Source organism: Enterovirga sp., assembly GCF_028290205.1.
Lineage (GTDB): Bacteria > Pseudomonadota > Alphaproteobacteria > Rhizobiales > Beijerinckiaceae > Enterovirga.
The window spans coordinates 1-20,957 of record NZ_JAQGKF010000072.1; the positions used below are offsets into that span (position 1 = coordinate 1).

The following is a 20,957-nucleotide window of genomic DNA, read 5'->3' on the forward strand; positions in this document are numbered from 1 at the left end:
CAAGACCGCCGATTGGGTGATCGACATGGGCCCCGAAGGCGGCGACGGCGGCGGCCAGGTGGTGGCCCAGGGCACCCCGGAACAGATCGCCGCGAGCGAGGCGAGCCACACGGGCCGCTTTCTGCGCGAGGTGCTGGCGCGGCGCCCGGCGGGCCGGGCAGAGGAGGCAGCGGCCAAGCCGAAGAAGAGCCGGGCCAAGGCCGCAGGCGTGCGCCAGGCGGCGGAGTAACGGGGGCGGCCGAGCCGCCTTCCGCAAGCCACCACCCTCGTCATCCTGAGGAGCATCGCGGCAGCGATGCGCCGTCACTCCGAATCTCCAAACATCGTCATTGCCATCCTAGGTTGTATCTGCAACTCTTGGTCGTTCTCCAGAGGAGGCGATCATGGGCGAGGGCCGGAGGGAATCGGACGAGGCGAGGGGGCTGGAGCCACAGCGGCCGGTGCCGACTGGCGGAATGCTGGTGCTCCTCCGCGAGGGGGCGCAGGCACAGGACGCCCGGCAGTTGTTTCGGGACGCGGCCGGGCTCGACGTCGTGGATGCGCGCGACTTCCGGTCTTCGGCCTCCGCCCTGGCCACGACAATGAGCGCGGGCGCCGCTCTGTTTCTGCCGACCTTGGGGATCGCCGTGCTGCCGGAACCGAAGGGCACGGATGCCGAGGCGCTGAGCACGCGCATTCGCGGGGAGGACGCGGTGCAGGACGTCAGGCCCGAATTCTACCTGTTCGCCATCGGGGACGGCATCCAGTCCGGTCCTGCCTACGCGGACACGGCGGCCCGGACTTGGGGCGTCGCCGCTACCGGGGCGGACCAGTCGCGCTACACCGGCCGCGGCATCAAGATCGCCATCCTGGATACCGGCATCGCTCGCAACCATCCGGACTTCGCAGGCCGGACCATCACGACGATGAGCTTCGTCCCGGGCGAGGACGTCGCCGACGGGCAGGGGCACGGCACACATTGCGCCGGCACCGCGGCCGGGCTGGCCAGCGCCACAACCGACCATCCCCGCTACGGGGTGGCACCGGATGCCGAACTCTATGTCGGCAAGGTGCTGAACAACGCCGGCAGCGGCCAGGAGGGCTGGATCCTGGCCGGGATGGAATGGGCCACGGCCTCGAAATGCGAGGTGATCAGCATGTCGCTCGGCCGGCCGGTCCGGCGGGACGAGCCGGCCCACGCCCTGTATGAGGAGGCCGGACAGCGGGCGCTCGCCAATGGCTGCCTGGTCGTGGCGGCGGCCGGCAACAACAGCAGCCGCCAATTCAGCTACATCGCCCCGGTCGCCGCGCCGGCCAACGCCGTGTCCATCATGGCGGTGGCGGCCGTCGACCAGAAGCTCGGGGTGGCCGAGTTCTCCTGCGGCGGCGTCAACCCGGATGGCGGCCAGATCGACATCGCGGGTCCGGGCGTCGGGGTGTTCTCGTCCGTTCCGCTGCCGCAGCGCTACATGTCGCTGCGGGGCACGAGCATGGCCTGTCCCCATGTCGCCGGGATCGCCGCCCTGTGGGCGGAATCCGATCCGAACCTCAGAGGCCGGGCCCTGTTCGATGCGCTGAAGCGCCACGCCCGGCCTCTCGGCCAGCCGCCAGAGGACGTGGGCAGCGGGCTCGCGGTGGCGCCGGGCCTCCGCGTTACCTAGCCTGTGGTGGTTGCGTTGCGGCGCAACCACAACCATTTCAGTCGGCCCGGATGCCGAAGGACCACGCCCATGGCAGAGATCGGAATGACCATCATGCTGCGGGAATCCGCCGAAGCCCGCATGGACGAGGTGGCGAAGTCCGTGGAGGAGGCAGGCGTGCGGATCCGGCAGAAGCTGCCCCATCTCGGCGCCATGATCGGGGTCGGCGACGCCTCCAAGATGGAGGCCCTGTCCGCGATCCAGGGCGTCCAGCAGGTGCGGCCCGAAGACAACTTCCAGTTGCCTCCGCTGGATTCGTCGATCCCGCAATAGCGGCGTCCCGTTCTGGCGGTCAGGCGGGCCCCGGCTGGCACTCTGCCAGGCGGTCCAGCCAGACGAGCAGCGGCGGCGAAATCCGGCCCATGTGCCGGTAGGCGGCGAGGCTCGGCGGCATGGACCGAAGTGCGGCCGCGAGCGCCGCGGCACTGTCCGGCGCGGTGATCGCGTCCCTCATCCGGTGCAGGTGCGTCCGGATGGTGAACAGCACGGCGCCGCTCCGCGGCAGCCGCCGCAGGGTCTGGCGTTCGACCCGCAGCCACAGCCGCTCGCCGGCCTCCTCGGGCGCGATCGGTTCGGCACCGGGCTTGCGGCCGACCTGGTGCAGATCCGGCGTGTCGTGAACCAGCCAGTTGAAGCGGGCCACGATGTGCCCGGCCGCCAGCCGCTCAAACACCCGGTCGACCGGTGCGGCGAGGGTCGGGGCGAAGTCCGGCACCGGGCCGTGAATGGCGGCAACCGGCTGGCCGAGCTTCTCGGCCAGGCTCCAGTTGGACGGGAAGCAGACGCAGCCGGCAGTGAGCCGGTAACCGCCGTCGCCGCGCTCCAGCACGCACAGGTCCTCCGCGGCGAACCCGGCCGCGAGTTCGAGCGGGTGGGCGCCGCCGTCGCGGGCCGGCTCCGGAAGCGTTTTTCCGTGGTGGCGCAGGAGGTTGTCACGCACAATTGCCAGCGCCTCCGAACAGGCGGGCTCGGATCCCGGCAGATGGCGCAGCACGGCCTCCCGGCGCCCGGCCAGCAGCGCCCGCTTGGCAGCCAGTTGCGCCGCGAGGTCCGGGCCGCTTTCCAGCCACTCGCTCTCAGCGATCGGCGCCAGGCCGAGCCGCAGCGTCGCGCCCGCAAAGGGGAGGTGGCGCGGCGGCGGCGGCGTCCCGGCGTTCCGGTCGCCGGCCCCGTCAGGGTGGTCACTCACGCGATAGGACCCTCCAGCCCAGGGAGATGGGGCAAGGGCCAGGCGCTGTCCACGCGGCCGCCGGCGGCACAGGATTGCACCCGGACCGCGAACGCCCACATTGTCTCCGCGCCATGACCCTCCCCAAGCCGCTCAGCAAGCCCGGTCGCGACCTCGCCCCCTCCTCGGCGGCGGAGATCGAGGCCTTTCTCGGCACGGCCCGCGAGGTCGGCGCGGTCGCGGGGGGGCGGGGCCGCCTCGTCTTCGCGCTCGACGCCACCATGAGCCGCCAGCCAACCTGGGACGTGGCGGCCTCGGTTCAGGCGGGCATGTTCGACGCGGCCGCCGCCGTCGGCGGGCTCTCGGTCCAGCTCTGCTATTTCCGCGGCTTCAACGAATGCCGCGCCTCGCGTTGGGTGTCGGACCCCCGCGCGCTGCGCGACCTGATGGCCACCATTCGATGCCAGAGCGGCACGACTCAGATCGGCCGCGTGCTCCGCCACGTCGGTGAGGAGGCCGGCCGCAGCCCGGTCAGGGCACTGATCTATGTGGGCGACGCCGTCGAAGAGGGGATGGACGGCCTCTGCGCCGCGGCGGGCGAGCTCGGCCTTCTCGGCGTAAAGGCCTTCATGTTCCACGAGGGTGGCGCGCCTGGCGTGGCCTCGGGCTTTGCCGAGATCGCACGGCTCACCGGCGGAGCGGCGCTGGCCTTCGACACCACGGCGCCGGCCTCGCTCGCCGCGCTGCTCCGGGCCGTCGCGGCCTATGCCGCGGGCGGCGAGGCGGCGCTGCGACGGCTTGCCGGGCAAGACGGCGAGGCGCGCCGGCTCATTGCCGCCATGCCGCAGACGCGCTGACCTCGCGCCATGACCATGCTGGCCGGCCTCGCGGCCGCAATCCTCCTCTGGTGGCTCGTCAAGATGTTCGCACGGGCCAAGCCCGGCGATGTCGCCAAGCTGGTGCGGAACCTCGGCGGCGCGCTCGCCCTCGGGGCCGCCGGCTTGCTGGCCCTCCGGGGCCGAATCGACATGGCCTTCCTGGTCGGCAGCGGCGGCGCCTGGCTGCTCGGCTGGAACGGGCTTCCTGCCCCCTTTGGCGGCGGCGCCGCCTGGGGCGGCCGGGCCCGCACAGCCGGCTCGGTGTCCCGCGTCAGGTCGGCCAGCCTCGAGATGGAGCTGGATCACGATTCGGGCCGCATCGGCGGTACGGTGCTGGCGGGCCCGTTGTCCGGGCGCGCCCTCGACTCGCTGTCCGAGCCGGAGCTGCAGCAGTTCCTGTCAGCCTGCCTCGCCCGCGACCCCGACGCGGCGCGGCTCCTGGAAGCTTATCTGGACCGCCGGATGCCCGGATGGCGTGAACACGCTGAGCCGGATCCGGACCGGGGCCGGAAGGCCGATGCGCAGCTCGGTGCGATGACGCAGGAGGAAGCCTACCAGGTCCTGGGGCTTCAGCCGGGGGCGGGCCCTGATGCGGTCCGGGACGCCCATCGGAGCCTCATGAAGAAGCTTCATCCCGACCAGGGCGGGTCGACCTATCTGGCGAGCCGAGTCAATCAGGCGAAGGACGTTCTTTTGCACCGACATCGCTGAGACTCCACGCGCGACCGGTCGAACGGACCGGCGTCGGAACAGGGCACGGCAGGACGGAGGCGAACTCCGGCCTCAGCTTCGGGTGGCGAAACAGGCGTAGCCTCGGCTCCGGAGGGACTTGCAGGCCTCCTGGGCCGATTCCGCCTCGGCAAAGCCGGAGAAGCGAGCGCGGTACAATGTGGATCCGGCGCGGGTCACCTTTTCCGTAAAGGGCGCGGCCTTGGCCAGCGCGCGTCCCGAGCGCGACTTCGCCTCCGCCAGGAGCTCGCGGGCCTTGTCCTCGTCGCTCTCGGCCGCGAGCTGAATCACCCAGGGCGTCGTCGCAACGGGCTTGGCCGAGGGGGCGGCGTCACGGGCGGCAGCCTGCGGCGCCGGCTGGACCTTGTCCCGAACGGGCGCGGCCTCGGCCTGCCGGACCGGCGTCGGGGCCGTCCGATTGATGGAGGCGGTCGTCTCAACGCGGATGGGCGCGGGCGCGGTCCGGTTGATGGAGGCAGTGGTCTCGACACGGAACGGCGATTCGGGCGGCGCCGGGACGGCCGGCATTGCGGGCAGGCGGCCGTCGATCTTGCCGGTCTGGGGCAGCAGCGCCACAGCGGCGCGGGGCGCCTCGGCGGCGGCAACCACCTGCCGGATCGGCTCCTCGGCGCGGCGAGGCTTCTCCTCGAGAGCCTCGGAGATGCTCTCGGCCGAGGCCGTTCGGGTCCGAATCGGCTCCGGCCCGTCCCCGTCCTCGTCCACCGCGCTGGCCAGGACGGAGGAATTTCCGGTCGTGGACGCACGGGCGAGATGCGTGCGGATGAGGTTTGCCATCGTGGCGTCGCGGCTCGCGCCGGAGCGGCCGCCCAGCACCACCCCGACGACGTGCCGGCCGTCGTGCCGCGCGGAGGTCAGGAGGTTGAAGCCCGAGGCGTTCGTGAACCCGGTCTTGATGCCGTCCACGCCCTCGATGCGGCCGAGCAGGCGGTTGTGGTTGCCGATCACCCGGTCGGCATACTCGAAGGAGCGCGTGCCGAAATATTTGTACAGCCGCGGGAAGCGCTCCTGGATGGCACGGCCGAGGATCACGAGATCCCGCGCTGTCGTGACCTGGGCGCGATCGGGCAGGCCGGAGGCGTTGCGGTACACCGTGCGGCTCATGCCGAGCTGGCGCGCCTTGCGGGTCATGCGCTCGGCAAAGGCCGGCTCGGAGCCTGCGATGTTCTCGGCGATCACGGCCGCGACGTCGTTGGCGGATTTCGTGACCAGGGACAGGATGGCGTCCTCGACCGCGATGGTCTCGCCGGGCCTGAGGCCGAGCTTGGAAGGTGCCATCGAGGCGGCGTGGCGCGAGACCTTCAGCTCGGAATCAAGCCGAAGATTGCCGCGCTCGACCTGCTCGAAGAGGAGGTAGAGGGTCATCACCTTGGTGACGGAGGCGGGGTGGCGGATCTCGTCCTCGGACTGGCCGTAGAGCGTCCGACCCGTCTTGGCGTCGACGATCATCGCCGAGAACGGCGGCGCGTAGACGTTGCGGGGCGCCGCCTTGCGGGCAACCTGGTGCGAACTGCGCGCCTGGTTGCGGACCTGCTTGCGCCGGGCATCTGCCTCAGTTGGCGCGATGGTGACGGCCAGGAACGCGGCAAGACCCGCGAACAAAGCCCATGGCAATCTACCTACGCCGACGCAACGACACGACATTTCGTTCGCCCCTGGACCCTGCCGAAGCGGAAGTCGGACCGCACCCGAGGAGGGGCGATGCCGACGGAACACAGTCCGGGACGCTACGTGGACGCAGTTACGCTCGGGTTAAGTCCGGCAAGCTCATGGTGCGTCGCACAAGGTTCTTGACGAGAAATGGTGCGCCGCACATATGGCCGGCTGGCGTCGGGCTCTGCCGCGATGCCCCTCCCACCTCCATCAGGGACGGCACCGCGGTGCTGGGCAATCAGATGATCAACTTCGACCACGTCCAGACACTCACGCGTGATGGCGTTGAGGCGACCGTGAAGTCCTTCGGCGCGCTCTCCACGGGTGCTCAGGCCGCCGCCACGCAGGCGGCCGACTATGCGCGCCACAGCTTCGAACAGGGCAGCCAGGTCGCGGAGCGCCTCATGGGCGTGCGCACGCTCGAAGCCGCCGTTCAGGTTCAGAGCGACTACTTCAAGACGGCCTACGAAAATCTTGTGACCCAGGCCTCCAAGATGGGCGAGATCGCCTCCAGCACCGCCAAGGACACCTTTGCCCCGGTGGAAGGCTTCGCCGCGCGGTCTCTCAAGGCGAGCTGAACTTTGCTCGGCCGCGCAGGACGTCCGGCCGCGGCCGGGCGTTCTCGCTGCGACATGACCCGTTCGCGCGCCCAAACTGCACGGCTTGTTGCCGAGCGGTAACAGACGGGGCGGCCGGATCTGCTATTTCTCGACTAGATACTCCAAGCGAGGCCGTGATGCGCCGGTTCATGCTGCTGTCCCTAGTCGCCCTCACGCCGCTCCTGGTCAGCCCCGCGACTCAGGCGCAGGCCCAGAGCGGAGTTGCGACGGCGCAGGCCGCTAAGCCGCGTGCGGCGGCGCGCTCCGCCCGTCGGCGCATGGCCGCTCGCCCAGCAGCCCGCACCACCGCCGCCGGGCAGTACTTCATCGAGTTCCGCTCGCGCCACGCGCTGAGCTACGGCCACAGCTTCGTGGTCCATGGCCGTCTCAATGCGAGAGGGGAGGTCGGGCCGCTGTCGGCCGCGAACGTGGCCGGCTTCCACCCGGCCGGCGCCGGTCCCGAGCTCTGGACCCTGGGCCACGTGGTGCCCGTCGCCTCCGAAACGGGACCCAGCGACGGCGATCTCGAGGAACAGTATGTCTCCGCCCGGTTCCGGGTGCTGCTGACCGAGGCGGAATACCGGCGCGTAGCCGCTCACATTCGCGAGAAGCAGCAGGTCAAGGCGGCCTGGCACGCCACCCTCTACAATTGCAACGCTTGGATCGGCCAGATCGCCGGCTTCATGGGCCTTCGCGCGCCGCTCAACCACGTGATGTACCCGGCTGACTTCATCGAGGAGATGAAGCGCTTGAACAGCGACGGCTATCGGGAGCCGGCCGCCCGGACCTGAGCCTCGGACTGCCTGCGACATTCGGCCGGCCCCCCAAGCGGCTTGGGCTGGCCAACTTGCCGGGCCGCTTCGGGCGGGGTCGAGGCCCCCGCCTGACGCCCGTGTTCGGGCCAAGAGGCCCTGCGCCCTCGCTCCGGGCCCCGATGCTGCGGCATGCTCAGCATCTGGCGAAGTGCCCGCAGGACGCTTAGATTGCTCTCATCAGGAATCGTCGTGCCGGCTCAACAGCCCGGTCCGGCCTTCGACCGGAGCAACGTCGTCTGAGCGACATGGAATCGCGTTTCGGCCACTCGCACGCTCGGGTGCTCGGCGCTGGGGAACGGTCCCCCGGCGGCGATGACGGCCGCTCAGGCACGGCCATCATCACGAAGCCGAAGACCAAGACGAAGAAGCCCAACCTCTACCGGGTGCTTCTGCTCAACGACGATTACACCCCGATGGAATTCGTGGTGCTCATCCTCGAACGGTTCTTCAACAAGAACCGGGATGAGGCGACGATGATCATGCTCCACGTGCATCAGAACGGCGTCGGCGAGTGCGGCGTGTTCACCTACGAGGTCGCCGAAACCAAGGTGACTCAGGTGATGGATTTCGCCCGCAAACACCAACACCCGTTACAATGCGTCATGGAAAAGAAGTAACAGCAAGAGGCTCCCACGTGCCAAGCTTCTCACGCAGCCTCGAACAGGCCCTTCACCGCGCGCTCGCCCTGGCGGGTGAGCGGCGCCATGAATACGCGACCCTGGAACACCTGCTCCTCGCGCTCGTCGACGACCAGGATGCCGCGGCCGTGATGCGCGCCTGCAATGTGGATGTCGACGCGCTGCGCAGAAGCCTCGTCGAATATGTCGACACAGAGCTCGCCAACCTCGTCATCGACGGCCGCCAGGATTCCAAGCCCACCGCCGGCTTCCAGCGGGTGATCCAGCGCGCGGTGATTCACGTCCAGTCGTCTGGGCGGGAGGAGGTCACCGGGGCAAACGTGCTGGTGGCGATCTTCGCCGAGCGCGAGAGCCACGCCGCCTATTTCCTGCAGGAGCAGGAGATGACGCGCTACGACGCGGTCAATTACATCAGCCACGGCATCGCCAAGCGCGCTGGACTCGGCGAGAGCCGGCCCACGCGCGGTCCGGACGAGGAAGCCGGCGAGCGGCCGTCAGGGGATGAGGGGGACCGCCACAAGAAGAAGGGCGAGGCGCTCGACACCTACTGCGTCAACCTCAACAAGAAGGCGCGCGAGGGGAAGATCGACCCCCTCATCGGCCGCGAGAAGGAGGTGGAGCGCACCATCCAGGTCCTCTGCCGCCGGCAGAAGAACAACCCGCTGCTGGTCGGTGACCCCGGCGTCGGCAAGACGGCCATCGCCGAAGGGCTGGCCCGCAAGATCGTGCGCGGCGAGGTGCCCGAGGTGCTGGAGGGCGCGACGGTGTTCTCCCTCGACATGGGGACTCTGCTCGCCGGCACCCGCTACCGCGGCGATTTCGAAGAGCGGCTGAAGCAGGTCGTCAAGGAGATCGAGGCGCATCCCAACGCCATCATGTTCATCGACGAGATCCACACGGTGATCGGCGCGGGCGCCACCTCGGGCGGCGCCATGGACGCGTCCAATCTCCTGAAGCCGGCGCTCTCCGCCGGCACGCTGCGCTGTTTCGGCTCGACCACCTACAAGGAATACCGGCAGTATTTCGAGAAGGATCGCGCCCTGGTGCGCCGGTTTCAGAAGATCGACGTGAACGAGCCGTCGATCCCGGACACGATCGAGATCGTGAAGGGCCTGAAGCCCTATTACGAGGAGTTCCACAAGCTCCGCTTCACCGTCGAGGCGATCAAGGCGGCCGTGGAGCTGTCGGCCCGCTACATCAACGACCGCAAGCTGCCGGACAAGGCGATCGACGTGATCGACGAGACCGGCGCGTCGCAGATGCTGGTTCCGGAGCACCGCCGCAAGAAGACCATCGGCATCAAGGAGATCGAGGCCACCATCGCGACCATGGCCCGGATCCCGCCCAAGACGGTGTCCAAGGACGACGCGGAGGTCTTGTCCAATCTCCAGCAGAGCTTGGCGCGCGTGGTCTACGGCCAGGACGCGGCCATCACGGCGCTCACCTCGGCGATCAAGCTCGCCCGCGCAGGCCTGCGCGACGCCGAGAAGCCCATCGGCTCCTACCTGTTCGCCGGGCCGACCGGCGTCGGCAAGACGGAGGTCGCCAAGCAGCTCGCGGTGTCGCTCGGGGTCGAGATGCTGCGCTTCGACATGTCGGAATACATGGTGCGGCACACGATCTCGCGGCTGATCGGCGCGCCGCCCGGCTATGTCGGTTTCGACCAGGGCGGGCTGCTGACCGACGGCATCGACCAGCATCCGCATTGCGTGCTCCTCCTCGATGAGATCGAGAAGGCGCATCCGGACCTGTTCAACATCCTGTTGCAGGTGATGGATCACGGCAAGCTGACCGACCACAACGGCAAGCAGGTCGATTTCCGGAACGTGATCATCATCATGACCACGAATGCGGGGGCCTCCGACCTGGCCCGCAACAGCTACGGCTTCACCAACGCGAAGCGCGAGGGCGACGACATCGAGGCGATCAACAAGCTGTTCGCTCCCGAATTCAGGAACCGGCTCGATTCGGTCATCTCCTTCGGCCGGCTGCCGAAGGAGGTCGTCGCCCGGGTTGTGGACAAGTTTGTCCTGCAGCTCGAGGCGCAGCTCGCCGACCGCAACGTCGTGATCGAACTCTCGGACGAGGCGCGCGAGTGGCTCAGTGAGCACGGGTACGACGAAGCGATGGGCGCACGGCCGATGGCCCGGCTGATCCAGTCGACGATCAAGATCCGGCTTGCGGACGAGGTGCTGTTCGGCGCGCTGAAGAACGGGGGGGCGGTCCGGGTCATCGTCCAGACGGACGAGGCCGGAAAGCCGAGCCTTGGCTTCGAGTTTCCCGCCGGTCCGGTCGTGCCTCGACCCGAGAAGGTCGTCGCCAGCACGACAAAGCGGGCCAAGCGCAAGCCGAACGCCTTCAAGAAGCCGGCCAAGCCGAAGCCCCCGGGCAACGGCGGTGGAGGTGGAGGCGCGGTCCGGACCGTGCCGAAGGTCCCCCTGGTTCGCGCCTGATGAGCGAGATTCACGCCGGCCCGCTTCCCCAGGCCGATCCCGATGGGGAGCACCCGCGCGGGCCCCTGCAGCGCGCCACGCCGGTCGGCAACGCCGCCCGAGGCTTCCTGAACTGGTGGCGAAGCCGCCGCGAGCACCGTGCCAGCACCAAAGCCGTGCCGGCTGCCCATCTCCAGGCCGGTCCCCTGCCGCAGGCGGCAGCGGACGATGAACACCATGTCGGGCCGCTGACCCAAGCGCCGGTCCATGCCGCCCAGAGGGCGAAAAAGTCATGGCGCGAAAAGCGATGGGAGCGCCGCCGACGGCGCCGCTTCACCGAGGAAGTGCTCGGCTGGATCCTGGTCCCGGTGATCCTGATCTCGGGTGCTTGGGCCGTGAAGGCCGGGCTGAACGCGCTCGGCACCAATTTCACGACCCTGATCCAGGGCATCAAGGTGGCGCTGTCCGGCGCCGGCCGCTGACGCCCGGCCTGAGGCCGGGCGGGTTCGGCGAGGCTTCGCGCGCCGGCGCCTGAGCAGTCGGCGGGTGCTCCCGAGAGCCCGTCCGGGCGCTCGGGACAGCAATTCGCCGCCGGGCGGCTAGAGGTCGCTGCCCCCGATCGCCCGCGTGACGTTGGTCGGGTAGAGCGTCACCCCGATCCGCTTCTCCACCTCGGCCACGTATTCGGCCAGGAGGTCGTCGGCCAGGAAGCTGCGCAGCTGCCCCTCGGTCGCCGCGCTCTCCTGGGTGGTCGTCAGGAACGGCGGAACCGTTGCGGCCGTCACCTTGAACAGGACGCGGCCCGACTCGTCGGCGGCCGCGCTGGACGCCTTTCCGACCGGCGTGGCGAAGAGCCGGGTGACCACCCCCTGCGGCAGGCCGGCCTGCGGCTGGGAGCGGGACAGGTCCGCAGCCGTCTCGACGGTCAGGCCGAGCTCGCCTGCCAGGGCGGCGAAGGAGTCGCCGCGGTCGAGCCGCTCGGCGGCAAGACGAGCCTTCTCGGCAAGGGCTCGGGACGTCTCCTCGCGGCGCCATTCCTCGGCCACCCGGTCGCGGACGTCCTCGAGCGGCCGGTCGTGCGCGGGCTCGATGCCGGTCACGTCGAGCCAGGCATAGCCGCTCCCGTCGCGGTAGCTGACCGCCTCGATGTCGGCCCCGACGTCACCCCGGAAGGCGGCGGTCAGGATCGCGTCGCGCTCGGGCCCGAGGTCGACCACGGTGCCGTTCTTGTCGCGGCCGGACCGGTCCACGGCGGGGACCGGCTGCAGGGTCAGGCCCCGATCCCGCGCGATCTCAGCCAGCGGCTTGGCGCTGGCGCGCTGATCCTCGATGGCGTCGTGAACGACGGTGACCTCGGAGCGGGCCCGCTCACGGGCGAGTTCCGCCCTGACCTCGTCGCGAACCTCCTCGAAGGGCTTCTGGCTCGCCGGCTCGATCTTGGTGACGCGCACGAGCACGGGGCCGAAACGGCCGGCCACGACCTCGCTGACGCCGCCTTCCGCCAGCTCAAAGGCGGCTGTGGCCACCGCCGGGTCGATCATGTCGGCGCGGGTCAGCGTGCCGAGATTGAGGGTCGCCTCGTCGACTTTGCGCTCCGCCGCGACGGCGTCGAACGTCGTCCCTTCCTTGATCCGGGTCGAGGCGGCCTCGGCCTCCTCCCGGTTCGGGAACACGATCTGCTGCACCGCGCGCCGCTCCGGGGCGCCGAAGCGGCTGTCCTTCAGCCGGCCGTAATAGGCGCGGGCATCCTCGTCGGAGACGGCTTCCGGCTTGGCCAGGGCACCGGCGTCGAGCCGAAGAAGGGCGAGGGACCGGTATTCCGGCGCGCGAAAGCTCGCCTTGCGGTCCTCGAAGAATTTCTGAAGCTGCTCCGGGCTTGGGGCCGCGAGCTCGCCGAGAACGGCCGGGCCGAGCCGAACGAACTCGGCGCTGCGCTTCTCGGTCTGGAAACGGTGCACGGCCTCGCGCATCGCGAGGGGCACCTGCAAGGCGCCGGTCAGGCCCTCATGGAGGTGCTGGCGCGCCACCACGGCGCGCTGCTCCCGGACGAACTGCACTTCGGTCAGCCCGCTCTGGCGCAGGATGTCGGTGAACAGGGCCCGGTCAAAAGCGCCGTTGGCGCCCCGAAAGGTCGGGTCGGCCTGAATGGTGCGAACCACCAGGGCGTCCGACACGTGCAGGCCGAGGCGGCGCGTCTCGTGATCGATGGCGGCTTCCGACACCAGCCGGGCCAGAACGCGGCGGTCGAGCCCGAGCGCCCGGGCCTGCTCCGGCGTGACCGAGCGGCGGGCCTGGCGGACGAGGTTCTGGTACTCGAGCTGATAGGCGTTGCGGTACTGCTCGGCCGTGATGTCGACGCCGCCCACGGTCGCGACCTGGGTGCGGGCGGTGCCTCGAAAGATGTCGCCGATGCCCCAGACCGCGAAGCTGATGATCAGGAATCCGAACAGGATCGCGACCACGACCTTGCCGACCCAGCTCTTCCCGAGCCTGTTGATTCCCTGCAGCATCGATCTCGCGGTCCAAAAGCCCTGCTTCGCCCTAGCGCAACGAGGGCGGTGCGAAAACCCTCGCCGGCCGAACGCGTTGCCGCTCCCTCGCACGGCTGCTAGGTCGCAGGCCTGGAGGATCGGCAGGATGGCGCAGGTGAAGCCTCGGCCCTTGGTGGCGGGCAATTGGAAGATGAACGGTTCGCGGGGCTCAACCGCGCTGCTGCAAGCTGTGGCGGCCGGGATGCCGCCGGACCTTGCGGCGGACCTCCTCGTCTGCCCGCCCGCGACCCTGGTTCTGACGATGGCCGAGGCCGCGCGCGGTACCAGTGTGGCGGTCGGCGGCCAGGATTGCCACGGCCAAACCTCGGGCGCCCATACGGGAGACATTTCGGCCGAGATGCTGGCCGATGCCGGGGCGACCTTCGTGATCGTCGGCCATTCGGAGCGGCGGGCCGACCATGCCGAGACCGACCAGGTCGTGCGCGAAAAAGCTGCGGCGGCTCACCGGGCCGGGCTCACGGCCATCATCTGTGTCGGCGAAACCCGCGACGAGCGGGAGAGCGGCCGGGCGCTGGACGTGGTGGCGGGCCAGTTGCGCGGCTCCGTTCCGCCCGGCGCCACGGCGGCCAACACGGTGGTGGCCTATGAGCCGGTCTGGGCGATCGGCACGGGCCTTGTTCCGACCGCGGGCGATGTCGGCGAGATGCACGCCATGATCCGGCGCGAGCTCGCAGGGCAGGTCGGCCAGGGCGAAGCGGCGCAGACCCGCATCCTCTACGGCGGGTCGGTGAAGCCCTCGAACGCCCGTGAGCTGCTGGCCGTCGCCCATGTCGACGGCGCGCTCGTCGGCGGGGCGAGCCTCAAGGCCGAAGATTTCCTCGGGATCGCGGCCGCCTACCGCTGAACGCGGGGAAGCGGCGTTTACGCGCCTTCCCCTCGCCGCAGAGGGCGTCTAAGGAAGCCCTTTCAGGATGCCAGGCGGGCCGCGGCCCGGATCGGACCCATGCAAGCCGTCCTCATCGTCGTTCACCTTCTCATCGTCTTGGCCCTCATCGGCGTCGTGCTCCTGCAGCGCTCCGAAGGCGGGCTCGGGCTCGGCGGAGGGGGCAGCAGCGGCGGCGGTGGCGTGGGCGGTTTCCTGACCGGACGAGGGCAGGCCAACGCGCTCACCCGCGCCACGGCGATTCTGGCGGCGGCGTTTTTTGCCACCAGCCTCGCCCTCGGCATCCTGGCGCATCGGGGAACTGCGCCCCGCTCCATCTTCGAGCAGAATTCCGGCCCGGCCACCCCGGCGGCTCCCGGCCAGCCTGCCACCACGGGGCAGGGCGGCGTGCTGGACGAGCTTCAGCGGCAGCAGCAGGCACCGGCCCCGATCGCGCCCGCCGCGCCGGCCTCGCCTCAAGTGCCGCAATCGCGCTGAGTCGCCTGCGGCGTTCGCGTCTCGCGCCTGTGGACGGCGCGGGGCGACGCCGTGTTTTCATCTGTTCAACCACGATCGGGCCGCTTAAGCGGAAATCCCCATGACGCGGTACGTCTTTATCACCGGCGGCGTGGTCTCCTCGCTCGGCAAGGGCCTCGCCTCCGCCGCGCTCGGAGCGCTGCTGCAGGCGCGCGGGTTCAAGGTCCGGCTCCGCAAGCTGGATCCCTATCTCAACGTCGATCCCGGGACGATGAGCCCGTATCAGCACGGCGAGGTCTTCGTCACGGACGACGGCGCCGAGACGGATCTCGACCTCGGCCATTACGAGCGCTTCACGGGTCGGCCCTGCACGCGCTCGGACAACATCACGACCGGCCGCATCTACCAGGACATCATCGCCAAGGAGCGGCGCGGTGATTACCTGGGCGCCACCATCCAGGTGATCCCGCACGTCACCAACGCCATCAAGGACTTCGTCCTCGACGGCAACGACGGCATCGACTTCGTCCTGGTGGAGATCGGCGGCACGGTCGGCGACATCGAAGGGCTGCCCTTCTTCGAGGCCATCCGGCAGCTCGGCCAGGAGCTCGATCGCGGTCAGGCGCTCTTCGTCCACCTCACCCTGCTGCCCTTCATTCCGTCCGCCGGCGAGCTGAAGACGAAGCCGACCCAGCATTCGGTCAAGGAGCTCCGCTCCATCGGCATCCAGCCCGACATTCTTCTCTGCCGCTGCGACCGCGACATCCCGGCGGACGAGCGCCGCAAGCTGGCGCTGTTCTGCAACGTCCGGGAAAGCGCCGTGATCGAGGCCCGGGACGTGGCATCGATCTACTCGGTGCCGTTGAGCTATCACGCAGCCGGGCTCGACGACGAAATCCTGCGCATCCTGGGCATTCGCAGCGCCAAGGGGCCGGATCTGTCGCGCTGGACCTCGATCGTGGAGCGAGTCACCAACCCCGAGGGTGAGGTCACGATCGCCGTGGTCGGCAAATATACCGGCCTCAAGGACGCCTATAAGTCGCTGATCGAGGCGCTGCACCATGGCGGCATCGCCAACCGCATCCGGGTCAATCTCGACTGGATCGAGAGCGAGGTCTTCGAGCGCGAGGACCCGGCCCCCTTCCTTGAGGGCGTGAGCGGCATCCTGGTGCCGGGCGGCTTCGGCCAGCGCGGCACCGAGGGCAAGATCCGCGCGGCTCGATTCGCACGCGAGCATCAGGTGCCTTATTTCGGCATCTGCTTCGGCATGCAGATGGCCGTGATCGAGGCCACCCGCTCCCTCGCCGGCGTCCGGGATGCCGGATCCAGCGAGTTCGGCCCGTCCTCGGAGCCCGTCGTGGGGCTGCTGACGGAGTGGCTGCGCGGTAGCGAGCTGGAGCAGCGCATGCACGACGGCGACCTCGGCGGCACCATGCGGCTCGGCGCGTATCCGGCTCGGCTGCGGCAGGGTAGCCGAATCGCGGCCATCTACGGCTCCAACGAGATCTCGGAGCGCCACCGCCATCGCTACGAGGTCAACATGGCCTATCGCGACCGGCTTGAGGAAAAGGGCCTGATCTTCTCGGGGCTCTCGCCCGACGGCCTCCTGCCCGAAATCGTCGAGCTCGAAAGCCACCCCTGGTTCGTCGGCGTCCAGTTTCACCCGGAGCTGAAGTCGCGGCCCTTCGAGCCGCACCCGCTCTTCACCAGCTTCGTGGGCGCGGCGCTGGAGCGCTCGCGGCTGGTCTAGCAGCCGTCACAGCTCCCGGATCTTCCGCTCGATCGCGAGCTCTTCCGCCTTGTCCAACGCCAGCGGCGTGCTGGCGTCGTTGGGCAATCCGCGTGCGGTGGAGGAAATGGATTCGGACCGCGAGCGCGCGTTCTGGCCGTTCGAGATGGAGGGCTCCGGGTCCCCACCCCGGGCCGGAATCGGGCCCTGCGTCACGCCACGGCCGTTCGGGCTCACCCGCGTGAGGGACCCCGCCTTCGGCGGGCTGCCCCCGGTCGGATCGCTGTTGTGCCCATCCAAGCGGGGACGATCATCTCGTCCCGGTTCGTGCTGCATTCCCGCCTCCTCCAGATCCGGCGTCCCCCCGCTACCCGCCAGAGATGCCTTCAGTGACGGTCCCCGTCCCGGCGCAGGTCTCGCAGGCGGTTGGGCCGATCCGGCCCGACCCCTTGCAGGCAGGGCAGATGTTCTCGCCCGTGCCGGGCGTGCCTGGCGGCGCCTCATCCCCAGGCTTGGTCGGTTGGGTGTCGGTCACGGCGCGTGCCCTCCCGCTCGCGATCCTCAACGCCGGACAGAGCCAGCCGTGTCCTGACAACCGCCTTCGGTCCGAATCGCAACGCTGGCCGCCGGGCGGCGCGTGACCCGCCCGCATTCAGCGGGCATATGCCGGAGCACGAGAATCGGAGGACCCCGCGCGCGCGCCGGGGAGGGGAGCGGGGTCATGGGCGACGGGCATATCTTGGCCGCGATTTCGGGCCTGCCGAACTTCCTCGTGTATTTCGCGACCGCCCTCGGCCTCGTGGCGCTGTACCTCCTGCTCTACACGCTCGCGACCTCGCCCAACGAGATCGCGCTGATCCGGCAGAACGTGCTCTCGGCCTCCGTGGCGCTCGGATTCAGCCTCGTCGGCTTCGCCCTGCCTCTGTCCAGTGCGGTGGTCTATGCCCGCGAGCTGCTGGATGCGGTGGTGTGGGGCCTGGTCGCCATCCTGGTCCAGATTCTCGTCTACTGGCTGGTGCGCCTCATCGTGCCGCGCCTGCCGCACCGGATCGCGGCGGGCGAGATGTCGGCCGCACTCTTTCTGGGCGCCGCCTCCCTGGCGGCCGGGATCCTCAACGCCGCGGCGATGCGCTGACGGCCGGGCTCAGAGCTTCCGCTCGATCGTGAATTTCTGAAAGCCCTTGCCGGCCAGGCTGGGGCGCTTCGCGGAGAGGACCCGCGAATTGATGCCCTGCCAGCCGATCTCGCCCGAGAGCCGCCCGTACTCGATCTTCGGGCAGCGGTTCATGATCACGGTCAGCCCCTTGGCTTCGGCGCGCCGGGCCGCTTCGTCGTCCCGCACGGAGAGCTGCATCCAGATCACCCGGGGCAGGGGATCGAGCGCCAGGGCCTCGTCCGTGACGCCGCCCGCATCCGCCGAGGACCGGAAGATCTCCACCATGTCGAGCGGGCCGGGGATGTCGGCGAGGCGTGCATAGGTGGCGGCGCCGAGCAGCGGGCGGCCGGCCAGGCGCGGGTTGACCGGAATCACGTCGAACCCGCGGTCGAGCAGGTACTTGGTGACGATGAAGCTCGGCCGGGCCGGATTGTCGGAGGCCCCGACCAGAGCCACTCTCTTCACCCCGAGCAGGATGGTTCGGATGAGCGCGTCCGGGTAGCTGCTGTGGCGCTCGGGCTCGGCTGCAGTCACGATCCCGTCCATGTCGGTTTCCGCTTCTCGAGGAAGGCACCAATGCCTTCCTCGGCGTCCTGGGCCAGCATGTTGGCCACCATCACCCGCGCGGCATGCCGATAGGCGTCCGCGAGGCCCATCTCAACCTGCTCGTAGAAGGCCCGCTTGCCGACCCGCACCGTGTGCGGCGACTTGGACGCCACAATGGCGGCGAGCCGGAGCGCCTCGTCCAGGGCGGTCCCGGCCGCCACGACACGGTTCACGAGGCCGATTCGGGCCGCCTCGGCGGCCGGAACCATGTCGCCGAGCAGCAGCATCTCCATCGCATGTTTCGGGGCGACGCTGCGGGACAGGGCAACCATCGGGGTTGAACAGAACAGGCCGATATGGACGCCCGGCGTCGAGAATTGTGCATGTTCGCCCGCGACGGCGAGATCGCAGGAGCCCACCAGCTGGCACCCGGCCGCGCTGGCCACCCCCTCCACGGCCGCGATCACCGGCTGCGGCAGCCGGACGATCCGCTGCATGACCGCCGAGCAGCGCTCCATCAAGTCGTCGAAATAGGCCCGGCCGCGATCCGGATCGGAGCGGCGCGCCGTCATCTCCTTCATGTCGTGGCCGGAGGAGAAGGCGGCTCCCGCCCCGGCCAGCACCACGGCTCGCGTGCCGGGCTCGGCCGCAATGGCGTCGAGTTGGCAGGCCAGTGCCGAGAGCAGCGCGTCCGACAGGGCGTTGCGCGCCGCAGGGCGGTTCAGGGTCAGCACCGCAACGTGATCGCGGTCCGTCCTCAACAGCGGTTCGGGAGCCGCAGCCACAGCGTCGTCGGTCTTGAGCATGCCCGCATTGTCGTGATCGGCCGCACGTGGTGCAAGGCCGCGAGGCGAAGGGAGCAAGCCGTGGCGGGACCGATCATGACGCGAGCGGAGGTCGAGAGCTATCTGAACGAAGTGTTTCCCCAACTCTCCATCGATGGGCCGGTCTACCGGGTGGAAGCCGTCGGAGAGCAGACCGCGCGGCTGCACATGACGATCTCGAATCGGCATCTGCGCCCCGGCGGCACGGTGTCCGGTCCGAGCCTCATGGGCCTCGCCGATCTGGCGTTCTACGTGGCCCTTCTCGGCGCCATCGGTCCGGTGGCGCTGGCCGTAACCACGAATCTGTCCTTCCACTTTCTGAGGAAGCCCGAGCCCCGCGACCTGGTCGGCGACGCGCGGCTGCTGAAGGTCGGAAAGCGGCTCGCCGTCGGCGAGGTGGTCATCTTCAACGCCGGATCGTCGGACCCGGTCTGCCACGCAACAGGCACCTACGCGATCCCGCCCAGGGCTGTGGTGGGATGATACCACATCGCCTAACTCACGGTCGCGTCACGGGTTTCGCTTGACGCTCGGGGTCTTTGTGCTACATCGGCACATCGTCACCGCTGCACGTCAGCGGCGGTGTCGTTTTGCGGCCGTGACCGCGAGGATTCCAGATGAAGACGTTCTCCCTCAAACCGGCTGATGTCGAGAAGAAGTGGGTCGTGATCGACGCCGAAGGGCTCGTCGTCGGCCGCCTCGCCTCGGTCGTGGCCATGCGGCTGCGCGGCAAGCACAAGCCCGCCTACACTCCCCATGTCGATTGCGGCGACAACGTCGTGGTGATCAACGCCGACAAGGTGAAGTTCACGGGCCGGAAGCTCGAGCAGAAGGTGTATTACCACCACACGGGCTATATCGGTGGCATCAAGGAGCGCTCCGCCAAGTCCATCATGGCCGGTCGCTTCCCCGAGCGCATTGTCGAGAAGGCCGTGGAACGCATGCTGCCGCGTGGGCCGCTGTTCCGGAAGATCCTCGGCAACCTTCGGGTCTATAAGGGCGCGGAGCATCCGCATGTGGCCCAGCAGCCGGAGACGCTGGATGTCGGCGCCCTCAACCGCAAGAACGTGAGCAACTGACCATGGCCGTCCTCCAGTCTCTCTCCGACCTTGGTCAGCAGGTCTCCTCCGTCGAGGACGCGCCGCCCCCGCGCGAGAAGAAGGTCGACCAGTTCGGCCGCGCCTACGCCACCGGCAAGCGCAAGGACGCGGTCGCGCGTGTGTGGATCAAGCCCGGCTCGGGCGAGATCACGGTCAACGACCGGCCGGTGACGCAGTACTTCGCTCGGCCGGTGCTCCGGATGATCATTCAGCAGCCGCTCCAGGTCGCCAACCGGATGGGCCAGTACGACGTCATCGTCACGGTGGCGGGCGGCGGGCTTTCGGGCCAGGCCGGTGCGGTGCGGCACGGTCTGTCGCGCGCTCTGACCCATTTCGAGCCGGAGTTGCGGCCGCCGCTGAAGCGCGAAGGCTTCCTCACCCGTGACTCGCGCGTCGTCGAGCGCAAGAAGTACGGCCGCAAGAAGGCCCGCCGCAGCTTCCAGTTCTCGAAGCGCTGATCGGTTCAGCGAAAGGGCGGCCTCAGGGCCGCCCTTTCCATATCTGGGCCTGCCCGGCCGCCTAGGCGACCGCCTTTTCGAGCTCCGCCTTGCTCATGCGCGAGCGCCCCGGGATGTTCTTGGCCCGCGCCTTGGCCATGAGGGCCGCCTTGGTCTCTCCACCGGCTGCGCCCCGGCTCCCCTCCCGACCGCCTTCCCGATCCCTGGCCGCCCCGCGCTGACCGGAGCCCCGAGTCTGGCCGCGCCCGGAGCCGCGCGCCGCGCTCTCGCCCTTGCGGTCGCTCCTAGCCGCGCTCTTAGCGCCGCCCTTGCCGTTGCCCCGGTCCTTGGCTTCCGCCGTTTCGCGGGCCACGAACTTGTTGAACCGGGACTGCTTTCCGTCCGCGGTCTCGTTCTGGAAGAGGAAGGCCAGACCGGATTCGTCGAACACCTCGAAGAACTCGTCCCAGTCGGTCTCCTCGAGCTTCTCGTCCTTCTCCCGGAAGTCGAGCCGCAGCACCCCGCCGCTGCGGGTCTTGCCCTTGCCGCCTTCGGTGCGGACCACGGAAGGCCTGCCGCCGCGGGCCTCCGCCCAGGCCCTGATGGTCTCGTGGTCGGTGGTGGTCTGTGAGGAACTCATCGTCGTCTCCCTCGTCTGCCGGCCC

The 20,957-nt window shown here is 69.4% G+C and carries 23 protein-coding genes and 1 pseudogene; 17 read left to right on the top strand and 7 right to left on the bottom strand.

Annotated elements, in window-relative coordinates; all coding sequences use genetic code 11:
- The 3 genes from JWR86_RS05000 to JWR86_RS05010 all read left to right on the top strand — a co-directional run.
- Positions 1-229: hypothetical protein (locus JWR86_RS05000; RefSeq protein WP_299561610.1), on the top strand; the 229-nt coding region annotated here is incomplete at its 5' end.
- Positions 230-455: 226 nt separating this feature from the next.
- The gene (locus JWR86_RS05005) at positions 456-1,640 is read left to right on the top strand and encodes a S8 family serine peptidase (RefSeq protein WP_299561613.1); all 1,185 of its coding nucleotides are present in this window, start codon (positions 456-458) and stop codon (positions 1,638-1,640) included.
- A gap of 69 nt (positions 1,641-1,709) precedes the next feature.
- Positions 1,710-1,952, top strand: coding sequence for a hypothetical protein (locus tag JWR86_RS05010; RefSeq protein WP_299561616.1), 243 nt, complete (start codon positions 1,710-1,712; stop codon positions 1,950-1,952).
- A gap of 19 nt (positions 1,953-1,971) precedes the next feature.
- Here the strand turns inward: JWR86_RS05010 and JWR86_RS05015 are convergent, their stop codons facing one another.
- A complete protein-coding gene (locus tag JWR86_RS05015) occupies positions 1,972-2,868 on the bottom strand; it encodes a DUF3445 domain-containing protein (RefSeq protein ID WP_299561619.1) in 897 nt (298 codons plus the stop codon).
- A gap of 113 nt (positions 2,869-2,981) precedes the next feature.
- Between JWR86_RS05015 and JWR86_RS05020 the strand changes: the two genes are divergently transcribed.
- Both JWR86_RS05020 and JWR86_RS05025 read left to right on the top strand, forming a co-directional pair.
- On the top strand, positions 2,982-3,704 hold the full coding sequence (locus JWR86_RS05020; protein WP_299561622.1) for a VWA domain-containing protein: 723 nt from the start codon (positions 2,982-2,984) through the stop codon (positions 3,702-3,704).
- A gap of 9 nt (positions 3,705-3,713) precedes the next feature.
- On the top strand, positions 3,714-4,436 hold the full coding sequence (locus JWR86_RS05025; protein WP_299561625.1) for a DnaJ domain-containing protein: 723 nt from the start codon (positions 3,714-3,716) through the stop codon (positions 4,434-4,436).
- A gap of 72 nt (positions 4,437-4,508) precedes the next feature.
- Here the strand turns inward: JWR86_RS05025 and JWR86_RS05030 are convergent, their stop codons facing one another.
- Entirely contained in the window at positions 4,509-6,074 is a 1,566-nt protein-coding gene (locus tag JWR86_RS05030; RefSeq protein ID WP_299561628.1) for a D-alanyl-D-alanine carboxypeptidase, read from the bottom strand.
- Positions 6,075-6,352: 278 nt separating this feature from the next.
- On the opposite strand from JWR86_RS05030, the gene JWR86_RS05035 reads away from it, so the two are divergent.
- The 5 genes from JWR86_RS05035 (at position 6,353) to JWR86_RS05055 (ending at position 11,091) form a co-directional block, all read left to right on the top strand.
- The gene (locus tag JWR86_RS05035) at positions 6,353-6,703 is read left to right on the top strand and encodes a phasin family protein (protein ID WP_299561631.1); all 351 of its coding nucleotides are present in this window, start codon (positions 6,353-6,355) and stop codon (positions 6,701-6,703) included.
- Between the two features lie 158 nt (positions 6,704-6,861).
- Positions 6,862-7,515 carry a hypothetical protein gene (locus JWR86_RS05040; protein ID WP_299561634.1) on the top strand — a complete coding sequence of 218 codons (654 nt, stop codon included), beginning with the start codon at positions 6,862-6,864 and terminating at the stop codon, positions 7,513-7,515.
- Positions 7,516-7,784: 269 nt separating this feature from the next.
- A complete protein-coding gene (gene clpS, locus JWR86_RS05045) occupies positions 7,785-8,156 on the top strand; it encodes an ATP-dependent Clp protease adapter ClpS (protein WP_299561637.1) in 372 nt (123 codons plus the stop codon).
- Positions 8,157-8,173: 17 nt separating this feature from the next.
- Positions 8,174-10,630 (top strand): ATP-dependent Clp protease ATP-binding subunit ClpA, encoded by a 2,457-nt coding sequence (gene clpA, locus JWR86_RS05050; protein WP_299561640.1) that lies wholly within the window; start codon positions 8,174-8,176, stop codon positions 10,628-10,630.
- Entirely contained in the window at positions 10,630-11,091 is a 462-nt protein-coding gene (locus JWR86_RS05055; protein WP_299561643.1) for a hypothetical protein, read from the top strand. Before clpA ends, JWR86_RS05055 begins: the two co-directional genes overlap by 1 nt.
- A gap of 117 nt (positions 11,092-11,208) precedes the next feature.
- Here JWR86_RS05055 and JWR86_RS05060 read toward each other — a convergent pair whose 3' ends face one another.
- Positions 11,209-13,119, bottom strand: a complete 1,911-nt coding sequence (locus tag JWR86_RS05060) for a peptidyl-prolyl cis-trans isomerase (protein WP_299561646.1) — start codon at positions 13,117-13,119, stop codon at positions 11,209-11,211.
- A gap of 127 nt (positions 13,120-13,246) precedes the next feature.
- Here JWR86_RS05060 and tpiA point away from each other — a divergent pair, with 127 nt between their 5' ends.
- The 3 genes from tpiA to JWR86_RS05075 all read left to right on the top strand — a co-directional run bounded on the left by tpiA (position 13,247) and on the right by JWR86_RS05075 (position 16,250).
- Positions 13,247-14,005, top strand: a complete 759-nt coding sequence (gene tpiA, locus JWR86_RS05065) for a triose-phosphate isomerase (RefSeq protein WP_299561649.1) — start codon at positions 13,247-13,249, stop codon at positions 14,003-14,005.
- A 99-nt stretch (positions 14,006-14,104) separates the two neighbouring features.
- Entirely contained in the window at positions 14,105-14,521 is a 417-nt protein-coding gene (gene secG / locus JWR86_RS05070; protein ID WP_299561652.1) for a preprotein translocase subunit SecG, read from the top strand.
- Positions 14,522-14,621: 100 nt separating this feature from the next.
- Entirely contained in the window at positions 14,622-16,250 is a 1,629-nt protein-coding gene (locus JWR86_RS05075; RefSeq protein ID WP_299561655.1) for a CTP synthase, read from the top strand.
- A 6-nt stretch (positions 16,251-16,256) separates the two neighbouring features.
- On the opposite strand, the gene JWR86_RS05080 is transcribed toward JWR86_RS05075, so the two are convergent.
- Positions 16,257-16,565 (bottom strand): hypothetical protein, encoded by a 309-nt coding sequence (locus tag JWR86_RS05080; RefSeq protein ID WP_299561656.1) that lies wholly within the window; start codon positions 16,563-16,565, stop codon positions 16,257-16,259.
- Between the two features lie 403 nt (positions 16,566-16,968).
- Here JWR86_RS05080 and JWR86_RS05085 point away from each other — a divergent pair, with 403 nt between their 5' ends.
- Positions 16,969-17,364 (top strand): DUF350 domain-containing protein, encoded by a 396-nt coding sequence (locus tag JWR86_RS05085; protein ID WP_299561674.1) that lies wholly within the window; start codon positions 16,969-16,971, stop codon positions 17,362-17,364.
- Positions 17,365-17,373: 9 nt separating this feature from the next.
- Here the strand turns inward: JWR86_RS05085 and JWR86_RS05090 are convergent, their stop codons facing one another.
- Both JWR86_RS05090 and JWR86_RS05095 read right to left on the bottom strand, forming a co-directional pair.
- Positions 17,374-17,931 (bottom strand): CoA-binding protein, encoded by a 558-nt coding sequence (locus JWR86_RS05090; RefSeq protein WP_299561659.1) that lies wholly within the window; start codon positions 17,929-17,931, stop codon positions 17,374-17,376.
- Positions 17,916-18,737: an enoyl-CoA hydratase gene (locus tag JWR86_RS05095; protein ID WP_299561662.1), complete on the bottom strand. Its 822-nt coding sequence runs from the start codon at positions 18,735-18,737 to the stop codon at positions 17,916-17,918. Before JWR86_RS05095 ends, JWR86_RS05090 begins: the two co-directional genes overlap by 16 nt.
- Before the next feature lie 60 nt (positions 18,738-18,797).
- Between JWR86_RS05095 and JWR86_RS05100 the strand changes: the two genes are divergently transcribed.
- From JWR86_RS05100 to rpsI, 3 genes are all read left to right on the top strand, one after another.
- Positions 18,798-19,238 (top strand): PaaI family thioesterase, encoded by a 441-nt coding sequence (locus JWR86_RS05100; RefSeq protein ID WP_299561665.1) that lies wholly within the window; start codon positions 18,798-18,800, stop codon positions 19,236-19,238.
- Between the two features lie 134 nt (positions 19,239-19,372).
- The gene (gene rplM / locus JWR86_RS05105; RefSeq protein ID WP_299561668.1) at positions 19,373-19,834 is read left to right on the top strand and encodes a 50S ribosomal protein L13; all 462 of its coding nucleotides are present in this window, start codon (positions 19,373-19,375) and stop codon (positions 19,832-19,834) included.
- Between the two features lie 2 nt (positions 19,835-19,836).
- Positions 19,837-20,313: a 30S ribosomal protein S9 gene (rpsI, locus tag JWR86_RS05110; protein WP_299561671.1), complete on the top strand. Its 477-nt coding sequence runs from the start codon at positions 19,837-19,839 to the stop codon at positions 20,311-20,313.
- Positions 20,314-20,656: 343 nt separating this feature from the next.
- Here rpsI and JWR86_RS05115 read toward each other — a convergent pair.
- A pseudogene (locus JWR86_RS05115) lies at positions 20,657-20,932 on the bottom strand (hypothetical protein); the annotation flags it as partial.
- Between the last annotated feature and the right edge of the window lie 25 nt (positions 20,933-20,957).